The 17,947-nt window shown below is 52.3% G+C and carries 21 protein-coding genes and 1 pseudogene; 16 read left to right on the forward strand and 6 right to left on the reverse strand.

Annotated features, from left to right (window positions below):
- Positions 1-6: 6 nt before the first annotated feature.
- Positions 7-291 carry a hypothetical protein gene (locus tag EPA93_RS07000; RefSeq protein ID WP_129886362.1) on the forward strand — a complete coding sequence of 95 codons (285 nt, stop codon included), beginning with the start codon at positions 7-9 and terminating at the stop codon, positions 289-291.
- A gap of 42 nt (positions 292-333) precedes the next feature.
- On the opposite strand, the gene EPA93_RS50270 is transcribed toward EPA93_RS07000, so the two are convergent.
- Entirely contained in the window at positions 334-462 is a 129-nt protein-coding gene (locus tag EPA93_RS50270; RefSeq protein ID WP_277988732.1) for a hypothetical protein, read from the reverse strand.
- 84 nt (positions 463-546) lie between these two features.
- Here EPA93_RS50270 and EPA93_RS07005 point away from each other — a divergent pair, with 84 nt between their 5' ends.
- Positions 547-1,758 (forward strand): AAA family ATPase, encoded by a 1,212-nt coding sequence (locus tag EPA93_RS07005; RefSeq protein ID WP_207229470.1) that lies wholly within the window; start codon positions 547-549, stop codon positions 1,756-1,758.
- Here EPA93_RS07005 and EPA93_RS07010 read toward each other — a convergent pair.
- Complete coding sequence (locus EPA93_RS07010) at positions 1,746-2,222, reverse strand: SRPBCC family protein (protein WP_129886364.1); 477 nt, start codon at positions 2,220-2,222, stop codon at positions 1,746-1,748. The two genes, EPA93_RS07005 and EPA93_RS07010, sit on opposite strands and share 13 nt — an antisense overlap.
- A gap of 209 nt (positions 2,223-2,431) precedes the next feature.
- On the opposite strand from EPA93_RS07010, the gene EPA93_RS07015 reads away from it, so the two are divergent.
- The 3 genes and pseudogenes from EPA93_RS07015 (at position 2,432) to EPA93_RS07025 (ending at position 3,830) form a co-directional block, all read left to right on the forward strand.
- Positions 2,432-2,728, forward strand: coding sequence for a helix-turn-helix domain-containing protein (locus EPA93_RS07015; RefSeq protein ID WP_129886365.1), 297 nt, complete (start codon positions 2,432-2,434; stop codon positions 2,726-2,728).
- Positions 2,729-2,755: 27 nt separating this feature from the next.
- Positions 2,756-3,082 (forward strand): annotated as a pseudogene (locus EPA93_RS50850) (helix-turn-helix domain-containing protein); the annotation flags it as partial.
- A 175-nt stretch (positions 3,083-3,257) separates the two neighbouring features.
- Positions 3,258-3,830, forward strand: coding sequence for a dihydrofolate reductase family protein (locus EPA93_RS07025; RefSeq protein WP_129886366.1), 573 nt, complete (start codon positions 3,258-3,260; stop codon positions 3,828-3,830).
- Between the two features lie 340 nt (positions 3,831-4,170).
- On the opposite strand, the gene EPA93_RS07030 is transcribed toward EPA93_RS07025, so the two are convergent.
- A complete protein-coding gene (locus EPA93_RS07030) occupies positions 4,171-4,647 on the reverse strand; it encodes a DinB family protein (RefSeq protein ID WP_129886367.1) in 477 nt (158 codons plus the stop codon).
- A 615-nt stretch (positions 4,648-5,262) separates the two neighbouring features.
- Between EPA93_RS07030 and EPA93_RS07035 the strand changes: the two genes are divergently transcribed.
- The 5 genes from EPA93_RS07035 (at position 5,263) to EPA93_RS07055 (ending at position 10,426) form a co-directional block, all read left to right on the forward strand.
- Positions 5,263-5,673 (forward strand): pyridoxamine 5'-phosphate oxidase family protein, encoded by a 411-nt coding sequence (locus tag EPA93_RS07035; protein WP_129886368.1) that lies wholly within the window; start codon positions 5,263-5,265, stop codon positions 5,671-5,673.
- A gap of 105 nt (positions 5,674-5,778) precedes the next feature.
- Positions 5,779-6,666, forward strand: coding sequence for an NAD(P)-dependent oxidoreductase (locus EPA93_RS07040; RefSeq protein ID WP_129886369.1), 888 nt, complete (start codon positions 5,779-5,781; stop codon positions 6,664-6,666).
- Positions 6,667-6,709: 43 nt separating this feature from the next.
- Positions 6,710-9,118, forward strand: coding sequence for a LuxR C-terminal-related transcriptional regulator (locus tag EPA93_RS07045; protein WP_129886370.1), 2,409 nt, complete (start codon positions 6,710-6,712; stop codon positions 9,116-9,118).
- A gap of 206 nt (positions 9,119-9,324) precedes the next feature.
- Positions 9,325-9,813, forward strand: a complete 489-nt coding sequence (locus EPA93_RS07050) for a helix-turn-helix domain-containing protein (protein WP_129886371.1) — start codon at positions 9,325-9,327, stop codon at positions 9,811-9,813.
- Between the two features lie 91 nt (positions 9,814-9,904).
- The gene (locus EPA93_RS07055) at positions 9,905-10,426 is read left to right on the forward strand and encodes a transposase (RefSeq protein ID WP_242527340.1); all 522 of its coding nucleotides are present in this window, start codon (positions 9,905-9,907) and stop codon (positions 10,424-10,426) included.
- 10 nt (positions 10,427-10,436) lie between these two features.
- Here the strand turns inward: EPA93_RS07055 and EPA93_RS07060 are convergent, their stop codons facing one another.
- The gene (locus EPA93_RS07060; RefSeq protein WP_129886373.1) at positions 10,437-10,970 is read right to left on the reverse strand and encodes a DinB family protein; all 534 of its coding nucleotides are present in this window, start codon (positions 10,968-10,970) and stop codon (positions 10,437-10,439) included.
- A 168-nt stretch (positions 10,971-11,138) separates the two neighbouring features.
- Here EPA93_RS07060 and EPA93_RS07065 point away from each other — a divergent pair, with 168 nt between their 5' ends.
- Complete coding sequence (locus EPA93_RS07065) at positions 11,139-11,636, forward strand: Lrp/AsnC family transcriptional regulator (RefSeq protein WP_129886374.1); 498 nt, start codon at positions 11,139-11,141, stop codon at positions 11,634-11,636.
- A 411-nt stretch (positions 11,637-12,047) separates the two neighbouring features.
- Positions 12,048-12,506, forward strand: a complete 459-nt coding sequence (locus EPA93_RS07070; protein WP_129886375.1) for a hypothetical protein — start codon at positions 12,048-12,050, stop codon at positions 12,504-12,506.
- Positions 12,507-12,529: 23 nt separating this feature from the next.
- On the opposite strand, the gene EPA93_RS07075 is transcribed toward EPA93_RS07070, so the two are convergent.
- Together EPA93_RS07075 and EPA93_RS07080 are read right to left on the reverse strand one after the other, a co-directional pair.
- Positions 12,530-13,069 carry a GNAT family N-acetyltransferase gene (locus EPA93_RS07075; protein ID WP_129886376.1) on the reverse strand — a complete coding sequence of 180 codons (540 nt, stop codon included), beginning with the start codon at positions 13,067-13,069 and terminating at the stop codon, positions 12,530-12,532.
- A 258-nt stretch (positions 13,070-13,327) separates the two neighbouring features.
- Positions 13,328-14,149 (reverse strand): DUF1963 domain-containing protein, encoded by an 822-nt coding sequence (locus tag EPA93_RS07080; protein ID WP_165422935.1) that lies wholly within the window; start codon positions 14,147-14,149, stop codon positions 13,328-13,330.
- Between the two features lie 250 nt (positions 14,150-14,399).
- On the opposite strand from EPA93_RS07080, the gene EPA93_RS07085 reads away from it, so the two are divergent.
- The 4 genes from EPA93_RS07085 (at position 14,400) to EPA93_RS07100 (ending at position 17,362) form a co-directional block, all read left to right on the forward strand.
- Entirely contained in the window at positions 14,400-15,014 is a 615-nt protein-coding gene (locus EPA93_RS07085) for a TetR/AcrR family transcriptional regulator (RefSeq protein WP_165422936.1), read from the forward strand.
- A gap of 239 nt (positions 15,015-15,253) precedes the next feature.
- The gene (locus EPA93_RS07090) at positions 15,254-15,703 is read left to right on the forward strand and encodes a DUF3995 domain-containing protein (protein WP_129886379.1); all 450 of its coding nucleotides are present in this window, start codon (positions 15,254-15,256) and stop codon (positions 15,701-15,703) included.
- A 191-nt stretch (positions 15,704-15,894) separates the two neighbouring features.
- A complete protein-coding gene (locus tag EPA93_RS07095) occupies positions 15,895-16,776 on the forward strand; it encodes a GNAT family N-acetyltransferase (RefSeq protein ID WP_129886380.1) in 882 nt (293 codons plus the stop codon).
- 115 nt (positions 16,777-16,891) lie between these two features.
- A complete protein-coding gene (locus EPA93_RS07100; RefSeq protein WP_129886381.1) occupies positions 16,892-17,362 on the forward strand; it encodes a GNAT family N-acetyltransferase in 471 nt (156 codons plus the stop codon).
- Positions 17,363-17,947: the final 585 nt, after the last annotated feature.

The following is a 17,947-nucleotide window of genomic DNA, read 5'->3' on the forward strand; positions in this document are numbered from 1 at the left end:
GAGGAAATGGGGCAGCATCGTGAATATTTGTGGGTCGTGGACGTCGTGCCCGCCGGGGAGGATGGGTGGGACTGGAGCCAGCTGGTAAGAGTCTATGCCGTCGATGAAGCGCAGGCGCGGACCAGAGCCGAACAGCGTCTGGAGCAGCTCGCGCCCTTTGCCTGGCAGCTTGAACGCCTGCGCTGCTGTCCCCACGGCTTTCTCCTCTACCGGCGAAGGTACCCGGGCTCGCGCCTGGTTGACGACGAAACCGGCGAGATCATTGAAGAGCAGCAACAAGAGAACTCCTGAAGTGTTTCCCCCTTGAGCGTTGCCCTGGCCTCCGGCGCGAGGTCAGGGCTGCAGGCCTGAGCAGATGTATGCGAAATGCACCGGCTGCTCCAGCAGAAGCGGGCGAATAGCATGATCATCAAGAGCCTCAAGATAGAGTGGCGCCTCGTTAGCCGTATAGTGCTGACTCAACCTTCATGCTGCTTGACTCGTATAGCTGAGCAATCTATACTTTGATGTATGAAACAATATGAATTAATTAATGAAGCACTTCGTTTGCCTCTGAGCATTATTCCCTATTACGTTTCTCAACAACTAGCAACGCTCTTTCCTGCCAAAGCCATTATAGAAACCGATGACTTCTTTTTTAATGTAGAAAAGTATAGCGAGGGAGAGCAATGTACTATCGCTCCCTTACTCAATCAGCATAATGAAGTTCTCCATGGTTGGTGGGAGGCAGATTACGATTTTAGCGCGAAAGAATATAAAGAGGGTTACCTGTTGAGAAGCGCGCAAAATAGCTGGCAGGAGATCAGCTGGCGCGGAGCAACATTTACCCTGCTCACCCTGCATTGGATATTGTTAGAAGGCAATACCTCTGGCCGCTACTGGCTCCTTGCCGACACGAAACAACAGGCCGAGCACTTCATGGAGGAAGTCTGTCGCTGGAACTCGGAGATTCGCAACGAAATCCTTGTCTATAACAATGGCTGCTGGGATAAGGATGCGCACCTCTTCCAGGCTATCAAGAATGTCTCTCTTGACAATCTGGTCCTTCAGGGCACGCTCAAAGAGGACATCTTCTCCGATCTGCAAGGCTTCTTTGCCATGCGCGAGGTCTATCAGAGCTATACTATTCCCTGGAAGCGTGGCATTTTGTTCATTGGCCCTCCTGGCAACGGCAAGACACATACCGTTAAGGCTCTCATTAATGCGCTCGATAAGCCCTGCATCTACGTCAAGAGCTTCAAAACCGATGGCGATGATAACGAGCAGAATATCAACCAGGTGTTTGCCAGGACGCGCAAAGTGGCTCCTTGCCTGCTCATCCTCGAAGATCTTGACTCGCTCATCACCGACGAAAATCGAGCCTACTTCCTTAATGAATTGGACGGCTTTGCTAGCAATGATGGCATCGTGATCCTTGCAACCACCAACCATCCGCAGGAGATTGATCCGGCCATCCTCGATCGGCCAAGCCGTTTTGACCGCAAGTATCATTTTGAGCTGCCGGCCTTAACGGAACGCACGCGCTATATCAAGCTCTGGAACGCGTCATTACACGACCAGATGCGCCTCTCTGAACAGACTATCGTCGCGTTGGCTGAAGCTGCGCAAGATTTCTCTTTTGCCTACCTTAAAGAACTCTTTCTTTCCTCAATTATGCGCTGGATGGCTGTACCGCAAACAGGTATGGATAAGCTCGTGTTTGAGCAAGTAGAGCTCCTCAAAAAGCAAATGCTGAGCGCGGCTTCCTACTCGACATAGCGCGCTAATTTCTCAAGTGTCAGCTGTGTACCAGTCTCATTGTCCTCGGGCCGAATACCCGGCGGAATGTTCTTGAAGAGGATAGACACGTTTGTTCCTTCATTCCTGGCTTCAAAGGTGACTTCCATGCTCATCTCTCCTGAGAAGTCGGGATTGGTCGTATCAAAGGTAATTGCCTCGACAATTCTTTCTGGCGGCGTCAACTCTACGAAGCGGGCCGTATATCTATCTTCCCGCTCTGCGCTCTTGCCGCGCATAGTGATTTCAGTTGAAGGATAGTACAGCGACATCTGGTACCCTCCACCAACGCGATAATCGAAATGGTCGACTTTGCCGGTCATATCCCCAGGAGCGAACCAGATAGCCAGGGCCGAGGGATCGGTAAAGGCTCGATAGAGGGCCTCTGGTGTGGCCTTGATGAATTTCTCGTTTCGCGTGCTGGCATGTGAGTCTGCATTTGTCATGGGTACCTCCATTCTGCTATGTAATGTATTGCCAGATAGTCAATAGATAAAGATCATGAGGGCGTCAACTGACAACGATCTGTCATCTCAACATAGCATGACTGATTCGGCAAAAGCTTCTTCAATCTTGCGCTCTTTTGGCTGAACAGTATTGCGCAGCCGCGTTGGCAGATCATATCAAATCCGTTTAGGGAGTGTATAATGTGGGCATGGCAAAAAGAGTGACCGTGACCACCAACTTGACAACTAAAGAGCTTCATGACCGCTCCCGAAGGGCAGCCAATCCCGTTGAACGGACACATTGGCACATCCTGTGGTTGATAAGGGAAGGCCACACCCCGGAAGAGGTGGCGTTCATGCTCGGCTCTACGGCCAGATGGGTTCGCACCATTGTCCAGCGCTACAATCGTACAGGCGAGCAAGCCCTCCTTGATCATCGTCGAATGCAGAAAGGCGCTCCGCCTCTGCTGAGCCCCGAGCAACAGAAGGAGTTAGATCAGGCTTGAGATCAGCCTCCTGCTGATGGCGGCCTCTGGAATGGCCCCAAAGTAGCAGCCTGGATGACTGAGCGCTTGGGCCGTGAAGTTGATCCGCGTCGCGGCTGGGACTACTTGCAACGGCTGGGCAGGAGCTCGTACTCAGCCATAGTACGCATATATCTGTTCCATCCACTGTGTCTCTTATCGACGGTCTACGAGCTGCTGAATACACACTCTATGCAAGATTTGCTTGTTGAGCAGCAGTTCCCAAAGATCCTCGATGTACCAAAAGGGCAAGATCTAAGAAACCTTTTGCCTTTCATAATGCTATACTCGAAATTGTATCAACGTATGAATCACCGAGCACTGAAAATGACTTAAGGCATACTGTGGCATTGCGAAGGCAGAAAACAACGAATTTGTAGGATAGAGAGCACGTTTCCTGAATGCTGCTAAGCTGCGAGAATGCGTTTATGCTTCATCCCGGGAAGCGCTTCCACCCGGAAAAGCACATTCATTGCCGAAATGTTGTGAAAAGCACAAAAGGAGGAAAGATTTGCGAAAACTGATTGTCACAGAGAACATTTCTTTAGATGGTGGAATCGAGACAATAAGCGGGGGTGAAGGCCACCCATCTGGAGGCGATGATCTTGCAGCAGTTAACAGAGAGCATATGGCAGCTGCCGATGCTGTCTTGCTGGGACGTGTGACCTACGAGGAGTTCGCCGGGTATTGGCCTGCCCAGACCAATGACACCACTGGCGTCTCTGATTACCTGAACCGCACGATCAAATATGTTGTCTCGTCGTCGTTGAGCCAACCTTCCTGGCAGAATACCAAGATCTTGCGCGGCTCACTCACAGATGAGGTCATGGCCCTGAAACAATCGCCAGGCAAGGATATCGTCGCGACGGGCAGCATTACCCTTGTTCACGCCCTCATTCGCGAGAAACTCGTCGATGCCTATCGGCTTTTTGTCTATCCAGTCGTCTCCGGCCAGGGAAGGCGCCTTTTCCCAGACGGTATCACGAGCAGGCTGCAACTCGTTGAGACCAGGACCTTTCACTCAGGCATAGTGCTATTGTCATATCAGGTGATGCAGACCGCTCGTGCTGGGGAGAAGAACTGACTTACATGAGTAATCTCTATTCTGCTATGTAATGTATTGCCAGACAGCCAATAGATGAAGATCATGAGGGCGTCAAATGACAACGATCTGTCATCTCAACATAGCATGACTGATTCGGCAAAAGCTTCTTCAATCCTGCGCTCTTTTGACTGAAGAGGCTTGCGTAGACGCTCTTGCCAGATTGCACAAAGAAATGGAACCGCTTTATCTGAGATTCGGGGCATTATCTGGGTTAAGATAAGCTCCAGCCGTGGGGCGTAGCGACAAAGCGCGGGTGGCTTGTCGCTACGCTGTTGCGAACAGGCGAAGAAATCTCCGACGCGTTCAGGCTTTCGGCTGGCTAATGCATGGCGTCGTTATATGACCAGCCATCGAGATCGGGCGGCTCAAGGCCCTGCTGCGTGAGCAGCGTAGAGATCTGCGAACGGTGATCAACGCCATGATTGATGGCCTGGATCAGAATGATGCTGCCCGGAGCCTCGTAGGTTCCGTCATCAAGGTAGTGTATGCGGGCGAGATCCTCTTCCTCGGCAATCTTGATCAGCGCTTCCCCCGAGCTCTTGGCGCGGCGCCGCAGCTCGTCGATGCCAGGAAAAGCAGTGAGCTCCTTTAGTCTAGGAAGCGGAGATGTGCCCGTAAAATGCCGGGCGTAGCCCTCTTCGCTTGCAAAGATGTGCATGAGGGTTTCGCGTACGCTGCCAAACAATCCCTGCATGGTTTCATCCAGTTGAGCCTCTGAGAGCTGTTCACATGCATCAAGCAAGCGCAAATTTGCCCAGAGGTTATATTTAAAAAAGTCGGGCAGTCCTGTAGACATAACTATGATCTCCTTCTATAACTCTGTCTTCTCATAACGTTTTTTTGAAAACGCAAGGCAGAAAGAGGAGATGGAGAACCAGCGGGCCTTTTTCTACTTGAGGGTGCAGACCGGCTTTGTACGCCAGGGCAGAGGGCGGTCTATGCTGGTTACAGCACAATTGGTGTGGAATATCAGCAATGCTTGCTTCCCGCCTGGTCTCGGTTTTGCCGCGCGCTTCTCCATGCCAGCTTCCTACCATCTAGCAATCTGTTCTCCCAACGGCTGCTTCTCACTGTCACAGTCAAGCATTGCGTCACAAAAGAAGTATGCTTATGTAGCCTTTCAGGTCAGAGGCAACACAAAACCTATCCTCATTGCGAGATGAGTGAGCAAATGGGAAACGAGAATGATGGTATCTGTCTCCTTGCTTAAGCAAAGAAACAGGCTGGAATTAGAGGCACACCGGCATCACAGTCAAAACCTCCATGAGATTTAGCGATGTTTACAAGCGGGTATCGCTAAAGCAAGTATAGCGACGGGAAGGTGTGCATGTCAAGGAATAGAACTGTCATGCCTGGCTGTTTACCTCTTCTGTAAAGTGTTAGGAATCACATTTTCTAGAAAGGTCATAGTATGACGAACATATTATCCGATAAAGCCTTGGCGTACCTCAAAGAGGAGCATTTTGCCGTATTGAGCACAGTTAACAAGGATGGTAGCCCCCAAATAGCGACGATGTGGTACCTGGTTGATGAAGATGGAACCATTGTTATGAATTCGATAGCGCACCTGCAAAAGGTAAAGAATATACGCCGGGACCCGCGCATTGCCTTCTGTGTGCAGGAGGGCCAGCGCTATGTAAGCTTGAGCGGGACCATCGAGTTGATTGAGGATCAGGAGGTTGTACGGCGCGATATCTTGCGCCTGACTAAGCGCTATATTAAAGACGACGAGACCAGGGAACAGTATGTTGCTAGCTTTTTGAAGCAATCCCGCGTCGCCCTGTATCTTCGCGCTAAAAAAGGCAATGAGGCATATCTATAGTTTATTTGCCTGAATTTTTTTACTCATTGGAGCAAAGTTGCTCTCCTGTTGTAAGATGGTGGTAACTGACCGTTCAATATCTTTGGGCATGGAGAGTAACAAAGATTGAAAATTCATACGGTAGCGCTTCTGAGCCCTGGTGATATGGGACATGCGATTGCTGCGGACCTTCACCAGCATAGCATGAATGTGATTACAAATCTACATGGCCGTAGTGAACGTACCCGTAGCCTGGCTCGGACCGCTGGAATCAATGAAGTGCCTGATGATGAGACGCTTGTGCGCGAGGCTGATATCCTGCTTTCAATCATGCCGCCCGCCAACGCCTATGCATTGGGTGAACGCATAGGCGCGGTCCTGCAGCGCAGCAAAACTGAATTGCTCTTTGTCGATTGTAACGCCATTGCTCCACGCACGGCGCAAGCCCTTGATAAGCTGTTGACGGAGGCCGGCGCAGCCTTCGTGGATGGAGGGATTATCGGCGGGCCGCCACGCTCGGGTCAGGAAGGTCCCCATCTCTATGTTTCGGGCACCCGCGCAGCAGATGTAGCCTTGTTGAATGAATACGGGCTTGATGTACGCGTTGTGGGTTCGCAGCCTGGCCAGGCTTCCGGCCTCAAAATGTGCTATGCCTCCGTGACTAAAGGCTTGACGGCCCTGGCGACTGAAGCTCTGGTGGCCGGGCGAGCGCTGGGCCTGCAAGAGGCTTTACTGGCCGAGTTGCAGGATCTGCCTGTTTTTGCCTCCCTCAAGCGTTCTGTGCCCGGGATGCCGCCCAAGGCCTACCGCTGGGTTGGCGAGATGCAAGAGATTGCGCGCACCTTTGCAGATCTGGGCTTGCCGCCGCAGATGCCCGAGGGCGCGGCAGCCCTCTATAGTTTCGTTGAGAGTACAGAGTTGGGCCTTGAGACACCTGAACAGCGTCAACGGGGCCAGACGCTTGAGGAGGTCGCTGAGATTCTCGCCGCGGCTTTGCAGGCGCGTCAGGCGTAAAGTAGCAACTTAAGCTAGCTGTCGCGCCTGGTTGGAGGTATTTATGAGTAAGCAGAAGGAAATCATGCCTTCCAGACTCCCTATACCGCTTACCTCGCTCGTTGGTCGGGAAGCTGAGGTGTCTACCATCTGCACTCTGCTTGCTTGCTCTGACCTGCGTTTGCTCACCCTGACCGGCATGGGTGGCGTGGGCAAGACGCGCCTGGCGCTTTCTGTGGCTAATCAGCTTCAGAAAGACTTTCCGGCTGGTGTCTACTTTGTCTCGCTGGCCTCCATTGGCGATGTCGAGCTAGTCTTGCCAGCTCTGGTGCAAGCCCTTGGCCTGAGCAGTGGAGAGCGCGAGCCGCTGGAGTTGTTACAAGCTGAGCTCGCCACACAGCGCTTACTCCTTGTGCTTGACAACTTCGAGCATGTGATAGCCGCCGCGCCGAGCCTGGTCCAACTTCTGACTACCTGTCCAGATCTGAAGCTGCTGGTGACCAGCCGTGAAGTATTGCACGTGCGGGGCGAACGGGAATTTGTGGTGATGCCGCTGGCTCTGCCCGATCCCCAGGACCTATCGACCGGCGAAGCGCTGGCCCGCTCCAGTGCGGTGACCCTCTTCCTGGAACGCGCGCGTGAAGTTCAGCCCGCCTTGCAGTTGAATGCTCTTACGGCTCCATTGCTCGGCGAGATTTGTCGGCGCCTGGACGGCCTGCCCCTGGCTCTAGAGTTAGCGGCGGCTCGCCTCAAAGTGCTTTCTCTACACGAGCTCCTGGATCGGCTCTCTCATCGGCTTGACATATTGACGGGCGGGCCGCGCGATTTACCAGGCCGCCAGCAGACTTTGCGTCAGACCATCTCCTGGAGCTATGAACTGCTCTCTGACGACGAAAAGCGCCTCTTTCGCCTGCTTGCGGTCTTCGTCAATGGCTGTACGCTAGAAGCGGCGGAGGTAGTATATAGTCGTGTGGGAGGTGAGCGTGCGCAGGTGTTGGACGGCATAACCTCGCTGCTCAATAAGCATTTGCTCTACAAAAGTGAGCAGGAGAATCATCAGCCGCGCTGGCTGCTACACGAGACGCTTCGCGAATATGCTCTTGAAGTCCTGGCCGCCTCAGGAGAATTGGAGAAGGCGCGCCAGGTTCACGCCGAGTATTACCTGGGCCTGACGGCGGTTCAGCTTGAGGGTGTAGAGCTGACTACCTGGTTGACTCAATTGCAGGATGAGTATCCCAATCTGCGCGCCGCTATGCAGTGGGTGCTTCAGCGCCCTGAGCAGGCCCTGGTTTTGCGCCTGGAGAGTGTTTTGCTAAACTTCTGGGCGGGACATCAACGCCTGAGCGAATGCCAGAACTTGCCGAAGCGCACCATAGAGCACGGGCAGGCTCTTCCAGTCCCGCGATCGACGACCGAGGCTCTGGCAAGCCAGCCGCCCGGGCATAAGCCAGATGCGACAAAAGAACTGAAAGCGGTTGCCTTACAGGGTGAAGCGCGCGATACCTACCAGCTTGTTCGCTCACTCTATCTGTTTGGCATTATCGCCTGGATTATTGGCGATTTTGCTGTGGCTCACATGTATGCTCAACAGGGATTGACCCGCGCACGTGGCACTGAGGATAAGTTCGCGTTGGCCTATCTGCTGGATCTCGCGGGACAGATCGCGCTTGATCAAGACGAGGATAGCAGGGCAAGAACCCTATTGGAAGAGGGGCTCAGGTGGCATAGAGAGGCAGGCGATAGGCTCGGCTGCATGAACTCGCTTTTCTTCCTGGAGCGCCTGCACTTAAGCCTTAATGACATGGCTCGGGCTCGCGCATATGCTGAGGAACACCTTGCCCTCGCCAGAACGCTGGGCTATCAGTCAGGCCTCTATGGCACACTCGTTTTTCTCGGCCGCCTGGCTCTTGAGGAGGGAAACGCCACGCGGGCGCAAGATCTGTTTGTCGAAAGCTTAAGTCTCCTGCGCGGAATGCGCGAAAACCTGGTCCTGGCTGTGGCCATAAATCTACAGGGAATCGGCATAAGCCTTGCCACGTGTGGACGATTGAGGGAGGCTGTACGGCTATGGGGTGCCGCGCGGGCCCTGTGTGCCCTGCTTCCAGAGGAGCGCGCCTTTGTAAGGCGGGCGAGGGCAAAAGCGTGGTCTGAACTCGGTGAGGTGGCATTTGATGCAGCCTGGGCCGAGGGACAGGCGCTGACCCTGGAGCAGGCAATGGATACGATGGAACACATTGCGCTCTCTGGCTTGCCATCCGCACAGACCGATCAGGGAGCCTTGCACGATCTGACAGCCCGTGAGGAAGAGGTGTTGCGCCTGGTTGCGCGCGGTCTTACCGATGCCCAGATTGCAGAAGCCCTTGTGATAAGTCCGCGTACCGTCAATGCCCATTTGCGCTCCATTTATACGAAACTACAGATTTCCTCGCGCCATGCCGCAACCTATTTTGCCCTCAAGCATGGCCTGATCTAGCCATGGCCTTTCGGCTCTTCTACCTCGCGTTCCAGAAAGCCTTTAGCTTTTTCACTATCCTCAAGGCTGATCGGGGAAAGGCAATGGCTCAGCCTGGCCCCTTTGCGTTCCAGTATACCTACGCACAAATGGCCAGCTTGTGAATACACTAGTGCAGGCTCACAAAACCTGTTGTGTAATGAGTAAAACTCTGCTAGAATAAAGGCATGAAAGCCCCTCTGTATGTCCGAGCCTTGAGTTCAGTGGAGCAAGCAGGGTTAGAAGCTGGACTGCGCTCATCGGATGCCTTTACCCTGCGTCGCAGCCAGATCCTGCTCGCCTCCAGCCGAAGACAACGTCCCAAAGTCATTGCGGCGAATCTTAGGTGTGCCACGCAAACCGTGCGCAACGCCATTCATGCGTTTGAAGAGGAAGGTGTTACGTGCCTCACGCAGGAATCATCGCGGCCCAAAACGGTCCAGGCCCAGTTTGACCAGGCCAGATGCGAAGCACTGCGCGCCATGCTGCACCAATCGCCGCGCATCTATGGAAAAAAAACCAGCGTCTGGACGCTGGCTCTGGCCGCAGAGGTCTGCTTCGAGCAAGGGCTCACCGAGAGCGTAGTCAGTATTGAGACCATCCGACAGGCACTTTTGAAGCTGGGAGTGGGATGGCAGCGAGCGAAGCACTTGATGACAAGTCCAGACCCGGAGTAGGTGAGAAAAAAAACGGTGTGATGCCCTCATCGCGCTTGCAGAGGGCCAGGAATGGATCGTCGGCTATCAGGATGAGGTGTGGTGGAGTCGCGTGAGCCAGCCCAATCTGCACAGTTGGAGCGAGCAGGACGAGCCACTGCGTCTGCAAGAGCTGAACAAGAACAAAGACGACCCCGATCCCAAAGCGCTGGCCTGTTACGGGATGCTTGAGGCAGGTAGCGGTCGCATGCACTTGCGTTTTGTGTCGGGCCGCCCAGTCAGCCAGGTGACGACTGACTTTCTGGAATGGCTGTGTGAGCAGACCCAGGTGCAAGGCAAGCACGTCCTGGTGCTGATTTGGGATAATGCCTCCTGGCATGTGAGGAAACACGTCAAGACCTGGATACGCGAACACAATCACACCGTGCTGCAAGAAAAGCAAGGGGTCCGTATCATCCCGTGCTGGCTCCCGACGAAGAGTCCCTGGCTTCACAAAATCGAGCCAAAGTGGGCCCACGGGAAGCGAGCAATTGTCGAACCAGCTCGGCTTCTAACGGCTCAGGAACTCAGGCAGCGGGTGTGTGGCTACTTTGGCTGTGAACAGGCAGAGCTTCTGACACAAAAGGCTTCATAGATGAGGATTGTCAGATAGACTCCGCTAAATAATTCTGCTTAATACTGTTGAGATGGAGGAGAAAATGGCCAGCAATGTGGTACACCAAAGCTCTGACCGTTACGCGATGGTCCTGCATCCGGCTTTCGCGCTCAAGTGCCTCTTCATCAAAACTTTTCAGGAGTGCAACCGTTGCCATGCGAACAGCCACCACTTCTTCCAGAATATCCTCGATTCTGCGCTCATTTGCTCCAGAATACGCGGCATAGAGATCCGGGTCGAAGCCAAGCAAGGGTGCGGGGTCGTTGCGAGCAACTCGTAGGGTACGATTGACGAGAATGCGTTCGTCATCGCTCATATGGACCAGAATCTCTTTGATGGTCCATTCTCCTGGAGCGCAACGCCTCGTCAGTTGCTCTTCAGAGAGAGGCAGAATGAGTGCTTTGATGGTCTGCAGACTATCGAGCATGTGTTGGAGGACGAGCCCATCATCGGGTAAGAGATCCAGATACATGATGGTGTATGGGACATAATCCCCTTCTTGTGGCTTGTGAATGGTTTTCATTGGGATACCTCATAGCTTGTGATAAATGTCAGGAATCTTGCGTCGCGAAGAGGGTGTCTTCTCGCGTTTCTGTGATGTTTCTAGTATATGCGGTGAACGCTGGTAAAATGGAACAAAAAAGACGGAATTTGCCTGCTTTGAGTTGAGAAAGAGGGGAAAAACAGTCCAATGACCTCAGAAATCACGAAGTTACTCGATGAAACAGGCTGGCACTTGCTCCAGGAGTTGCAGGAGAATGCTCGCCTCTCGTACGCGGAATTGGGACAACGGGTAGGACTCTCCTCCTCGTCTGTGATCGAACGAGTCCGTAAGATGGAAGAAGCGGGCATCATTAGCGGGTATCATGCTGCGGTCAATCTCAATGCGCTGGGTCTGCCCGTTCTGGCCATTGTTCGCCTGAGAAGTTTTGCCGGAGAGAATTGTCGCCAGGTGATCTCCAGGGTCAGCGAGATGCCAGAGGTTTTGGAATACTCTAAGGTGACGGGAAGCGATTGTGTCGTGGTCAAGGTGGCTGCTGCCTCAATTGATCATTTGGAGCGCATCATCGAGCGGCTTTCTCTCTCTGGTCCAGCTTCTACCTCGATTGTCTTCTCTAGACCTCTGCAGCGTCGCACGATCACTCGTGAGTTGCTGGAGCGAGCGGGAGGCAAGGAGGATCATCTGTAACCCATCCATGGTTCAGAAGACGAGTCTTCGAGCCTTGCCGCCTCTCTGGAAAATTTACAAAGCACAAGAGAGAAGGAGGGTGGTGAGGAAGAGGAGCAGGTCAGCAGGAGGGATCAAAAAAGCCTTGCTCTTCACAGAATGTTCGCGTATCTTCTCTCTCATTTCGTTGGTCTGTTGGGACCTCTTACACAACCGGTCCCTTGAACCTGCACTAGGCAATCTGTGTCCTTGCGAACCTTAACAGAATACGTTCAATTGCCGATGTCGCGCTAGGCTTTGCGTGCTAGATTCTCTGCATGAATGATAGAGATAGAAGGAGCCTTGCCTTTGCTCTCTCGTCGATTGACAGCTAGCCCAAAGCGCTAGCATGCCAGTTTGTGATAGGACAAGGCAATTTTAAGGAGAATCATTATGCCAAGCAATATACAATCGCCATTGGATAAGCAGGTTAGCGATATTGTTCAGCCTTCCCAGCGGCGCAGAAAATCCAGGCTCTGGCTCTGGATTGTGCTCCTGGTCCTCGTGCTTCTGGGCGCCTCTGGCCTGCTGACCTGGAACTATACGGCCAAACCTATGATTGCTGAAGAGAACTACTACATTGCGATCCGCGAGCAGAACTATGCAAAGGCTTATAGCTGCCTTAGCTCTACGCTAAGGGCTAGAATGACTCAGGAGGCCTTCATCCAGCAGGCTCAGCAGCAAGATGCCACTTATGGGAAAATGACAAGCTATACCGAGAGTTATCCCTTTGGTGATCCAGCGCCCATTACTGTGACGGTCAAGCGGGCCCACGGGATCACCTACACTGTACATATTGTGATGCAGCAGGAGGCTAGTCGGTGGAAGGTTGCTTCCTTTGATCGGATCTAGCAATCTCGGATCTGACGAGATTGCTAGAGCACTTTGCGCATGTGCTGCTTTGTCGTCTGATATCCCAGTTGCTCGTAGAAGGAGCGCGCAGAGGTCGGGAATTCCCAAACATCGAGCTCGATCTCGCTGATTTCCAGTTCGCGCGCCCAAGCTTGTACCCGTTCCATCAGGGCTCTTCCCACGCCCTGATGCTGGACGGCCTTGCTGACTACGATATCCTCAACATAGACAAAGCGGCGCTGCACGACAAAGTGGATGACCGGTGTTGTATGTACATAGCAGCGAACGAAGCCGACAAGAAGCCCTTGTTGCTCGGCTACAAAGATTGTGTCCTGCTGACTGGCTAGAATCTTATGAAAGGTCTCCTCTGAGAAAGGACGCACAGCAATTTCGCTGGGCTGGAAAAATTGTGGGAGGGCCTGCGTATGGACCGCGACCAGCTCTGCGTAGAGCGTGCATATTGCCTCATATTCATCTGGCCTGGCGGTACGAAGTAGATTATCTATGGCTAGTTCTTCCTTTCTGCTCTCGCCCTGTGAGCAGGAGAGACGCGTTGTTCCCATCTTACGCCTTCTTAACTATTTCTGGCAAGAGCCTGAGTGTAGCGCTACTGGAAAACCAAGACATGCTTGCTCAAGCTATGTAAAGATTCAGGTGGGCTATTTCAATCATAGCAGGCACGGTACACTCTTTTAGAAAGAAGCCATATTTATCGGCTTATGTTTGCAGAAGCTGATGGTGTGGCCGATCAAGGTCCTCACCCACTGACATTGTTGCCTTGTGGATACGAGTGATCGGCCTGTGGAAGGGGAGAGGGCTGTTTAGCCGTGCTGACCCAAAAAGAGAAAGTTCTCAAAATGATGTTGTACTAAATCTTGAAGTGAAAGCACAAAATAGATTGTTCCACAATCTCCCCAACGCGTGCCTAATTTGCTATCGCAATCCATTTGTAGAAGCAGAACATGACCCTCAAACTCATCTTGCAGGCCCTCTACCCTTTCAACCTCTCCATGCGGGCCAACTACACGAATGTTCCAGGGCTGCTGGGGAACAGGCAAACCCAAAAGTTGATGGCGATAATTTTCATATTTCCCCATCAGGTCTATGTACTCGAATTCTTCACCACCTATTAGATCCGTACAATCAAGCTCCTCATAGAATAAATGGAAGCCGGAGAGAGCTTCCTCAAACCAGATTTTTGCCTGTGTATATTTGCGTACTTCTTCTCCCGCTTCATAAGGTTGAAGCGTAGCAGGATCACCATCCCAATAGCTAATGCTTGCCCATTCGGGGCGATATGTAGCTGTTAAAGGACGCCCCACGGTATCATCAAAAGCGAAGAAGTAGAGCATCCCTGTCGCAGGGAGATCATGCGCAATCGAGAAAGCCTGTAAATCTTGCAAGCGATACTGTGCAATAAAGGAAAGAGGCTTACCATCTCCGCCCAGCGGATAGAGGAAGCCAGGAGGTAGATCTGGTTTTCCGCCAAATTTAGAGCTGCCAATGGGGAGTTGATCATTGGGCTCGCATTTGATAGCAAGTGCCGATCGCAGTCTGCGCAGAAGCTTTTCCTTATAGTGATCACGTTCGGCTTCATCTTCGAAATCTAACTTATCGACATCCTGTAGCAATTGTGCTTGCATAGGTAGCGGTCCTTGCATGAGTTTCATCCTCGCTTTTCATCTTTTTCAAGACTATTCTTGCAGAGATAGGGAAAATAGGCAAGAGGGGAAGGGTGCTTCTCCAGGGCTTTCTACTGAAAACGCTTCAAGAGAGAAAACCGAAAGACCCCGAAATCAGGTTCTATCTCTTGACTCGTCCCTTGCCTTTTTGCTATATTAACTATACGTATAGCGAATGGAAATTAAGATGTTAGGGAGGAAAACTATGGAGATGAAGAAGAAAAGCACGCGGCGTACAGAGGCCGCTGAGGTCAGCAAGAAAGCTATTCTTGATGCCGCTGAGGCGCTATTTGCCGAAAAGGGCTACGAGGCTACCAGCTTACAGGAGATCTGCGATCTGGCCGGGGTCACGCGTGGCTTGCCCAATTACTTTTTTGGCTCCAAAGAGGAGCTCTATCGCTCAGTTCTAGAGCGAATCTTCGCCTTGAGCCTGACCCATGAATTGCTCAGGCTGCTTCGGGAGCGGGCGCAGAATCCTGATACCGACGTGAGAGATGGCCTGCGCATCGTTGTTGAGAGCCTCCTTGATTTTTTTGTCGCGCACCCTACTTTTATTCGCATCACTGAATGGGAGGCCTTGAATGGAGGGCGCTACCTGGGAAACTTGCCAAGGCTGATTGGGACCTTGCACGAAGCGGTGCAGGTGCTTCATGAAGAGATTGGCTGGCGGGATGAGGCCGAACAGTTTCTGATTGATCTTGTCGCGCTCTGCTGGTTTCCGCTGGCTCAAGCCGATACTTTTATGAAACCTCTGGGCCTTGATGCGCATGATCCAGAATTTCTGGCCCGGCGTAGGGAGCATGTGATCAGCCTTCTGTTGGGCTGAGCAGATTTCCCTTCTCGGCGCTTCTAGCCATTTATAGAAGTCCGGTAGATTTGTGTTTTTTTGATTTTCATTCGCTGTTTGCTTAGCGAATATTGAAAGAGAGCTTGGCAAAGCTTGTGCTGAGCTCGTGGGAAAGTTCTGAATGAACTTCTCTCATGCGAGAGGAAAATTTCTCGTGCAATGGACGCGAGAAATGAGTGTTCAACATCCTGCCATATTGACAGAGAGGAGAAAAAATCATGCAGTCACTCATAACGCTTGCCGGTATTCTGGTCGCAGTCGTGCTAGCTCTTGACGGTCTGCTACATGCATTCTGGGCCACGGGCCAGGTCTGGCCTGCACACGATAGGCTCTCCCTGGCCCAGACTGTGCTCAACACGAATAATGAGCGCTCCTTCAGAACTGCGGTCCTTGTGCCGCTTGTCTGTATGCTGGGATTGGGAACTTTGCTAATACTGGCGCGCATTCATCAGCTTGGCTCGTTGGGGCAGCTTGTTCCAGCCTGGTTGCTCCAGATAAGCGTGCTGATAATTGGCGCCGGGCTCTTGTTGCGTGGTATAGCGGGCCTGGCCTGGGCCTTTGGTCTGGCCCCGTCCAGAAGCAAGCTATTCTATAAACTTAACCTTGTACTTTATACACCTTTATGCCTGCTTCTTTTCTGTGCAGTTGCGTTGATCGCCTTCTCTTAATCCTTCACAAAGGAGTTTTTTCGCTTCGTCGTATATTCTTGCCAGAAGCGGAAAAGCTCCATTTCCTATTTTTGCCTGCTAATCGCGTATTGCTATTCGTTCCACGCAGAAAGCGTAATATTTGCCCTCTCAACCTCCTCTGGATGTGGTAAGATAGCATTTAACATCTTCAATAAAGAGAAAGGGAATGCATGTCTTCTCCTATTAAACAGGGTTTGCTCAAACGCCGGGGGCTTGATGCGGCAGAGCTGACCGAGATTAAGCAACTTGCTGCGCTTTGCAACAATCACGAGGGGCTTGATCTCAAACTGAACTGGGGTATTTTGCGCCAGCGGCCTAGCGACCAGCTTAACGACTTCCTCTATTATGTCGATGGTCAGCTTGTTGGCTTTCTAGCGCTCTTCAGCTTTGCTGCGCGCGAGGGCGAGATCAGCGGGATGGTCCATCCGGCTCATCGTAAAGGCGGCATATTTCAAATACTTTTCGAGGCCGCACGTCAGGAAAGCATCAGCCGTGGCTTGAACAGCCTTCTCTTAATCGTTGAAGGGGCCTCGCCCGCCGGTCAGGCCTTTGTGAGACATCTGCCCACTACCTACGATCATAGCGAGTATAAAATGGTCCTGGATGGACCCCAGCTGCCGCAAGAAATGCATAAACACCTCCACTTTCGCGCCGCTCATCCCCAGGATATTCCTGTGCTTTCGTATATTAGCGCCCAGGCCTTTCAAGTGCCCCAGGACGAGATTAACTGGTATACTGAGCAAAAACTCTCTGAGGCCAATCGTCGTTATTACGTTGGAGAGGTAAACAGTGTCATCGTTGGAATAATTGAGGTGAGCTTCTCTGAAGGCTCGGCCCTCATCCAGGGTTTTGCTGTCTTGCCCGAATATCAGGGCAAGGGCTACGGACGTCAGATGCTCGCGAGGACCGTCCGGGAGCTTCTGCGCGCCAATCCTCAAAGCATCTGGCTCGAAGTTATGACGGAAAATAAGCAGGCTCTCGCGCTTTATCAGAGCTGCGGCTTTAAAGAGATCGGCTGCTACGACTACTATCGTTTACCGCTTAAACATTAGAAAACAGAAATTCTTCTCTCGTGCTTTTTCCTTTTCAAGAAATCAGCTCAGTCGGCATATGAGGTAGAAGGTTGGTCTGCGTTTTGGCAAGCTGTCGGTTAGAAAGGGTATATCTATGTCTTTAATAACAGAATTGGTTCCCAATGCTGAGGCCGAGTTTTTGCTCCCCGTACTCGCGGATGCCGAGGAAGGTGAGGAGCGCATTCGGGCTACGTTCAGTGATCCGGCCTGTGCTATCTACGCCTCTCGCCTGGATGGTCGGCTGGTTGGCGCTGCTGTCGTAAGCTGGCCAGAACATGAGCCCGCTGAGATTATCTATATCGCTGTGGTGCCCGCTTGTCGGGGGCGCGGCTATGGAAAGCAGATCATTAACTTTTTGCTGGAAGAGCTCAGGCGTCGTCATAGCGGTTCGCTTCTGGTTGGCACTGCTAACTCTTCCCTTGAGAATATAGCTTTCTACCAGAAGTGTGGTTTCCGCATGTTTGAAGTCAGGCGCGACTATTTTTCCTATATTCAGCCGCCGCTTGCGGAGCATGGGATTGTGCTTCAGGATATGCTAGTGTTTCGCTATGATCTTGGTAAATAGCGTGAATATTCGACGATTTTTAAGCCAAAACATGGGAAATCGGCGCGAATGTTGAGCAGCAGAGCCATTGGGAACGTGAGAAGCCAGGAGAGAAGCGGATTGGCGCCCACCGTTTTTGTAAATTCGGACGGTCAGTGTAGAGTGCCTCTTGCCGAGAACTATCACGGTCAATCCCAATAGGAAACTAGCCACTCTGGTATCATTATCCTGGTGACTCACTCTGCCTCTGAAGTGGCCTCACAAGCCAGAGCGTTAGAAGTTCCCGCAGCCCGCATACTGGTACCAGAGCGACCAGTTACCTGTTGGGCTTGACACCAGGCAGCGGAGACGTGAATCATGAGACCTAACGAAATAAAAGTTGCCCTCAGATGGAAGCTGGCGGCTGATCTCCCCTTCGATATGCTATACTGCCAGCAAAGGTATCGACCTCCTGGTGCTCCACACTGGAGGTGTGTAATTGCCTTCCCAGGAAGACTTCATGGAGGCAGCGCAGTTGCCGTCAGAAAGTAGGCAAAGCAAGGAGAGCCAGCCACAAAGGCAACGGCACCTGCAAAACGCCATCGGCTCCTGACCTGCGCTGTGCGT

The sequence above is a fragment of the Ktedonosporobacter rubrisoli genome, assembly GCF_004208415.1.
GTDB lineage: Bacteria > Chloroflexota > Ktedonobacteria > Ktedonobacterales > Ktedonobacteraceae > Ktedonosporobacter > Ktedonosporobacter rubrisoli.

Bases quoted from the DNA above. Each gene is read 5' to 3' on its own strand.
- EPA93_RS07085 (WP_165422936.1), top strand. From the start codon at position 14,400: ATGAAGAAGAAAAGCACGCGGCGTACAGAGGCCGCTGAGGTCAGCAAG.
- EPA93_RS07030 (WP_129886367.1), bottom strand. From the start codon at position 4,647: ATGTCTACAGGACTGCCCGACTTTTTTAAATATAACCTCTGGGCAAAT.
- EPA93_RS07070 (WP_129886375.1), top strand. From the start codon at position 12,048: ATGCCAAGCAATATACAATCGCCATTGGATAAGCAGGTTAGCGATATT.
- EPA93_RS07045 (WP_129886370.1), top strand. From the start codon at position 6,710: ATGAGTAAGCAGAAGGAAATCATGCCTTCCAGACTCCCTATACCGCTT.
- EPA93_RS07095 (WP_129886380.1), top strand. From the start codon at position 15,895: ATGTCTTCTCCTATTAAACAGGGTTTGCTCAAACGCCGGGGGCTTGAT.
- EPA93_RS07090 (WP_129886379.1), top strand. From the start codon at position 15,254: ATGCAGTCACTCATAACGCTTGCCGGTATTCTGGTCGCAGTCGTGCTA.
- EPA93_RS07050 (WP_129886371.1), top strand. From the start codon at position 9,325: ATGAAAGCCCCTCTGTATGTCCGAGCCTTGAGTTCAGTGGAGCAAGCA.
- EPA93_RS07060 (WP_129886373.1), bottom strand. From the start codon at position 10,970: ATGAAAACCATTCACAAGCCACAAGAAGGGGATTATGTCCCATACACC.
- EPA93_RS07100 (WP_129886381.1), top strand. From the start codon at position 16,892: ATGTCTTTAATAACAGAATTGGTTCCCAATGCTGAGGCCGAGTTTTTG.
- EPA93_RS07015 (WP_129886365.1), top strand. From the start codon at position 2,432: ATGGCAAAAAGAGTGACCGTGACCACCAACTTGACAACTAAAGAGCTT.
- EPA93_RS07010 (WP_129886364.1), bottom strand. From the start codon at position 2,222: ATGACAAATGCAGACTCACATGCCAGCACGCGAAACGAGAAATTCATC.
- EPA93_RS07000 (WP_129886362.1), top strand. From the start codon at position 7: ATGGGGCAGCATCGTGAATATTTGTGGGTCGTGGACGTCGTGCCCGCC.
- EPA93_RS07035 (WP_129886368.1), top strand. From the start codon at position 5,263: ATGACGAACATATTATCCGATAAAGCCTTGGCGTACCTCAAAGAGGAG.
- EPA93_RS07065 (WP_129886374.1), top strand. From the start codon at position 11,139: ATGACCTCAGAAATCACGAAGTTACTCGATGAAACAGGCTGGCACTTG.
- EPA93_RS07075 (WP_129886376.1), bottom strand. From the start codon at position 13,069: ATGGGAACAACGCGTCTCTCCTGCTCACAGGGCGAGAGCAGAAAGGAA.
- EPA93_RS07080 (WP_165422935.1), bottom strand. From the start codon at position 14,149: ATGCAAGCACAATTGCTACAGGATGTCGATAAGTTAGATTTCGAAGAT.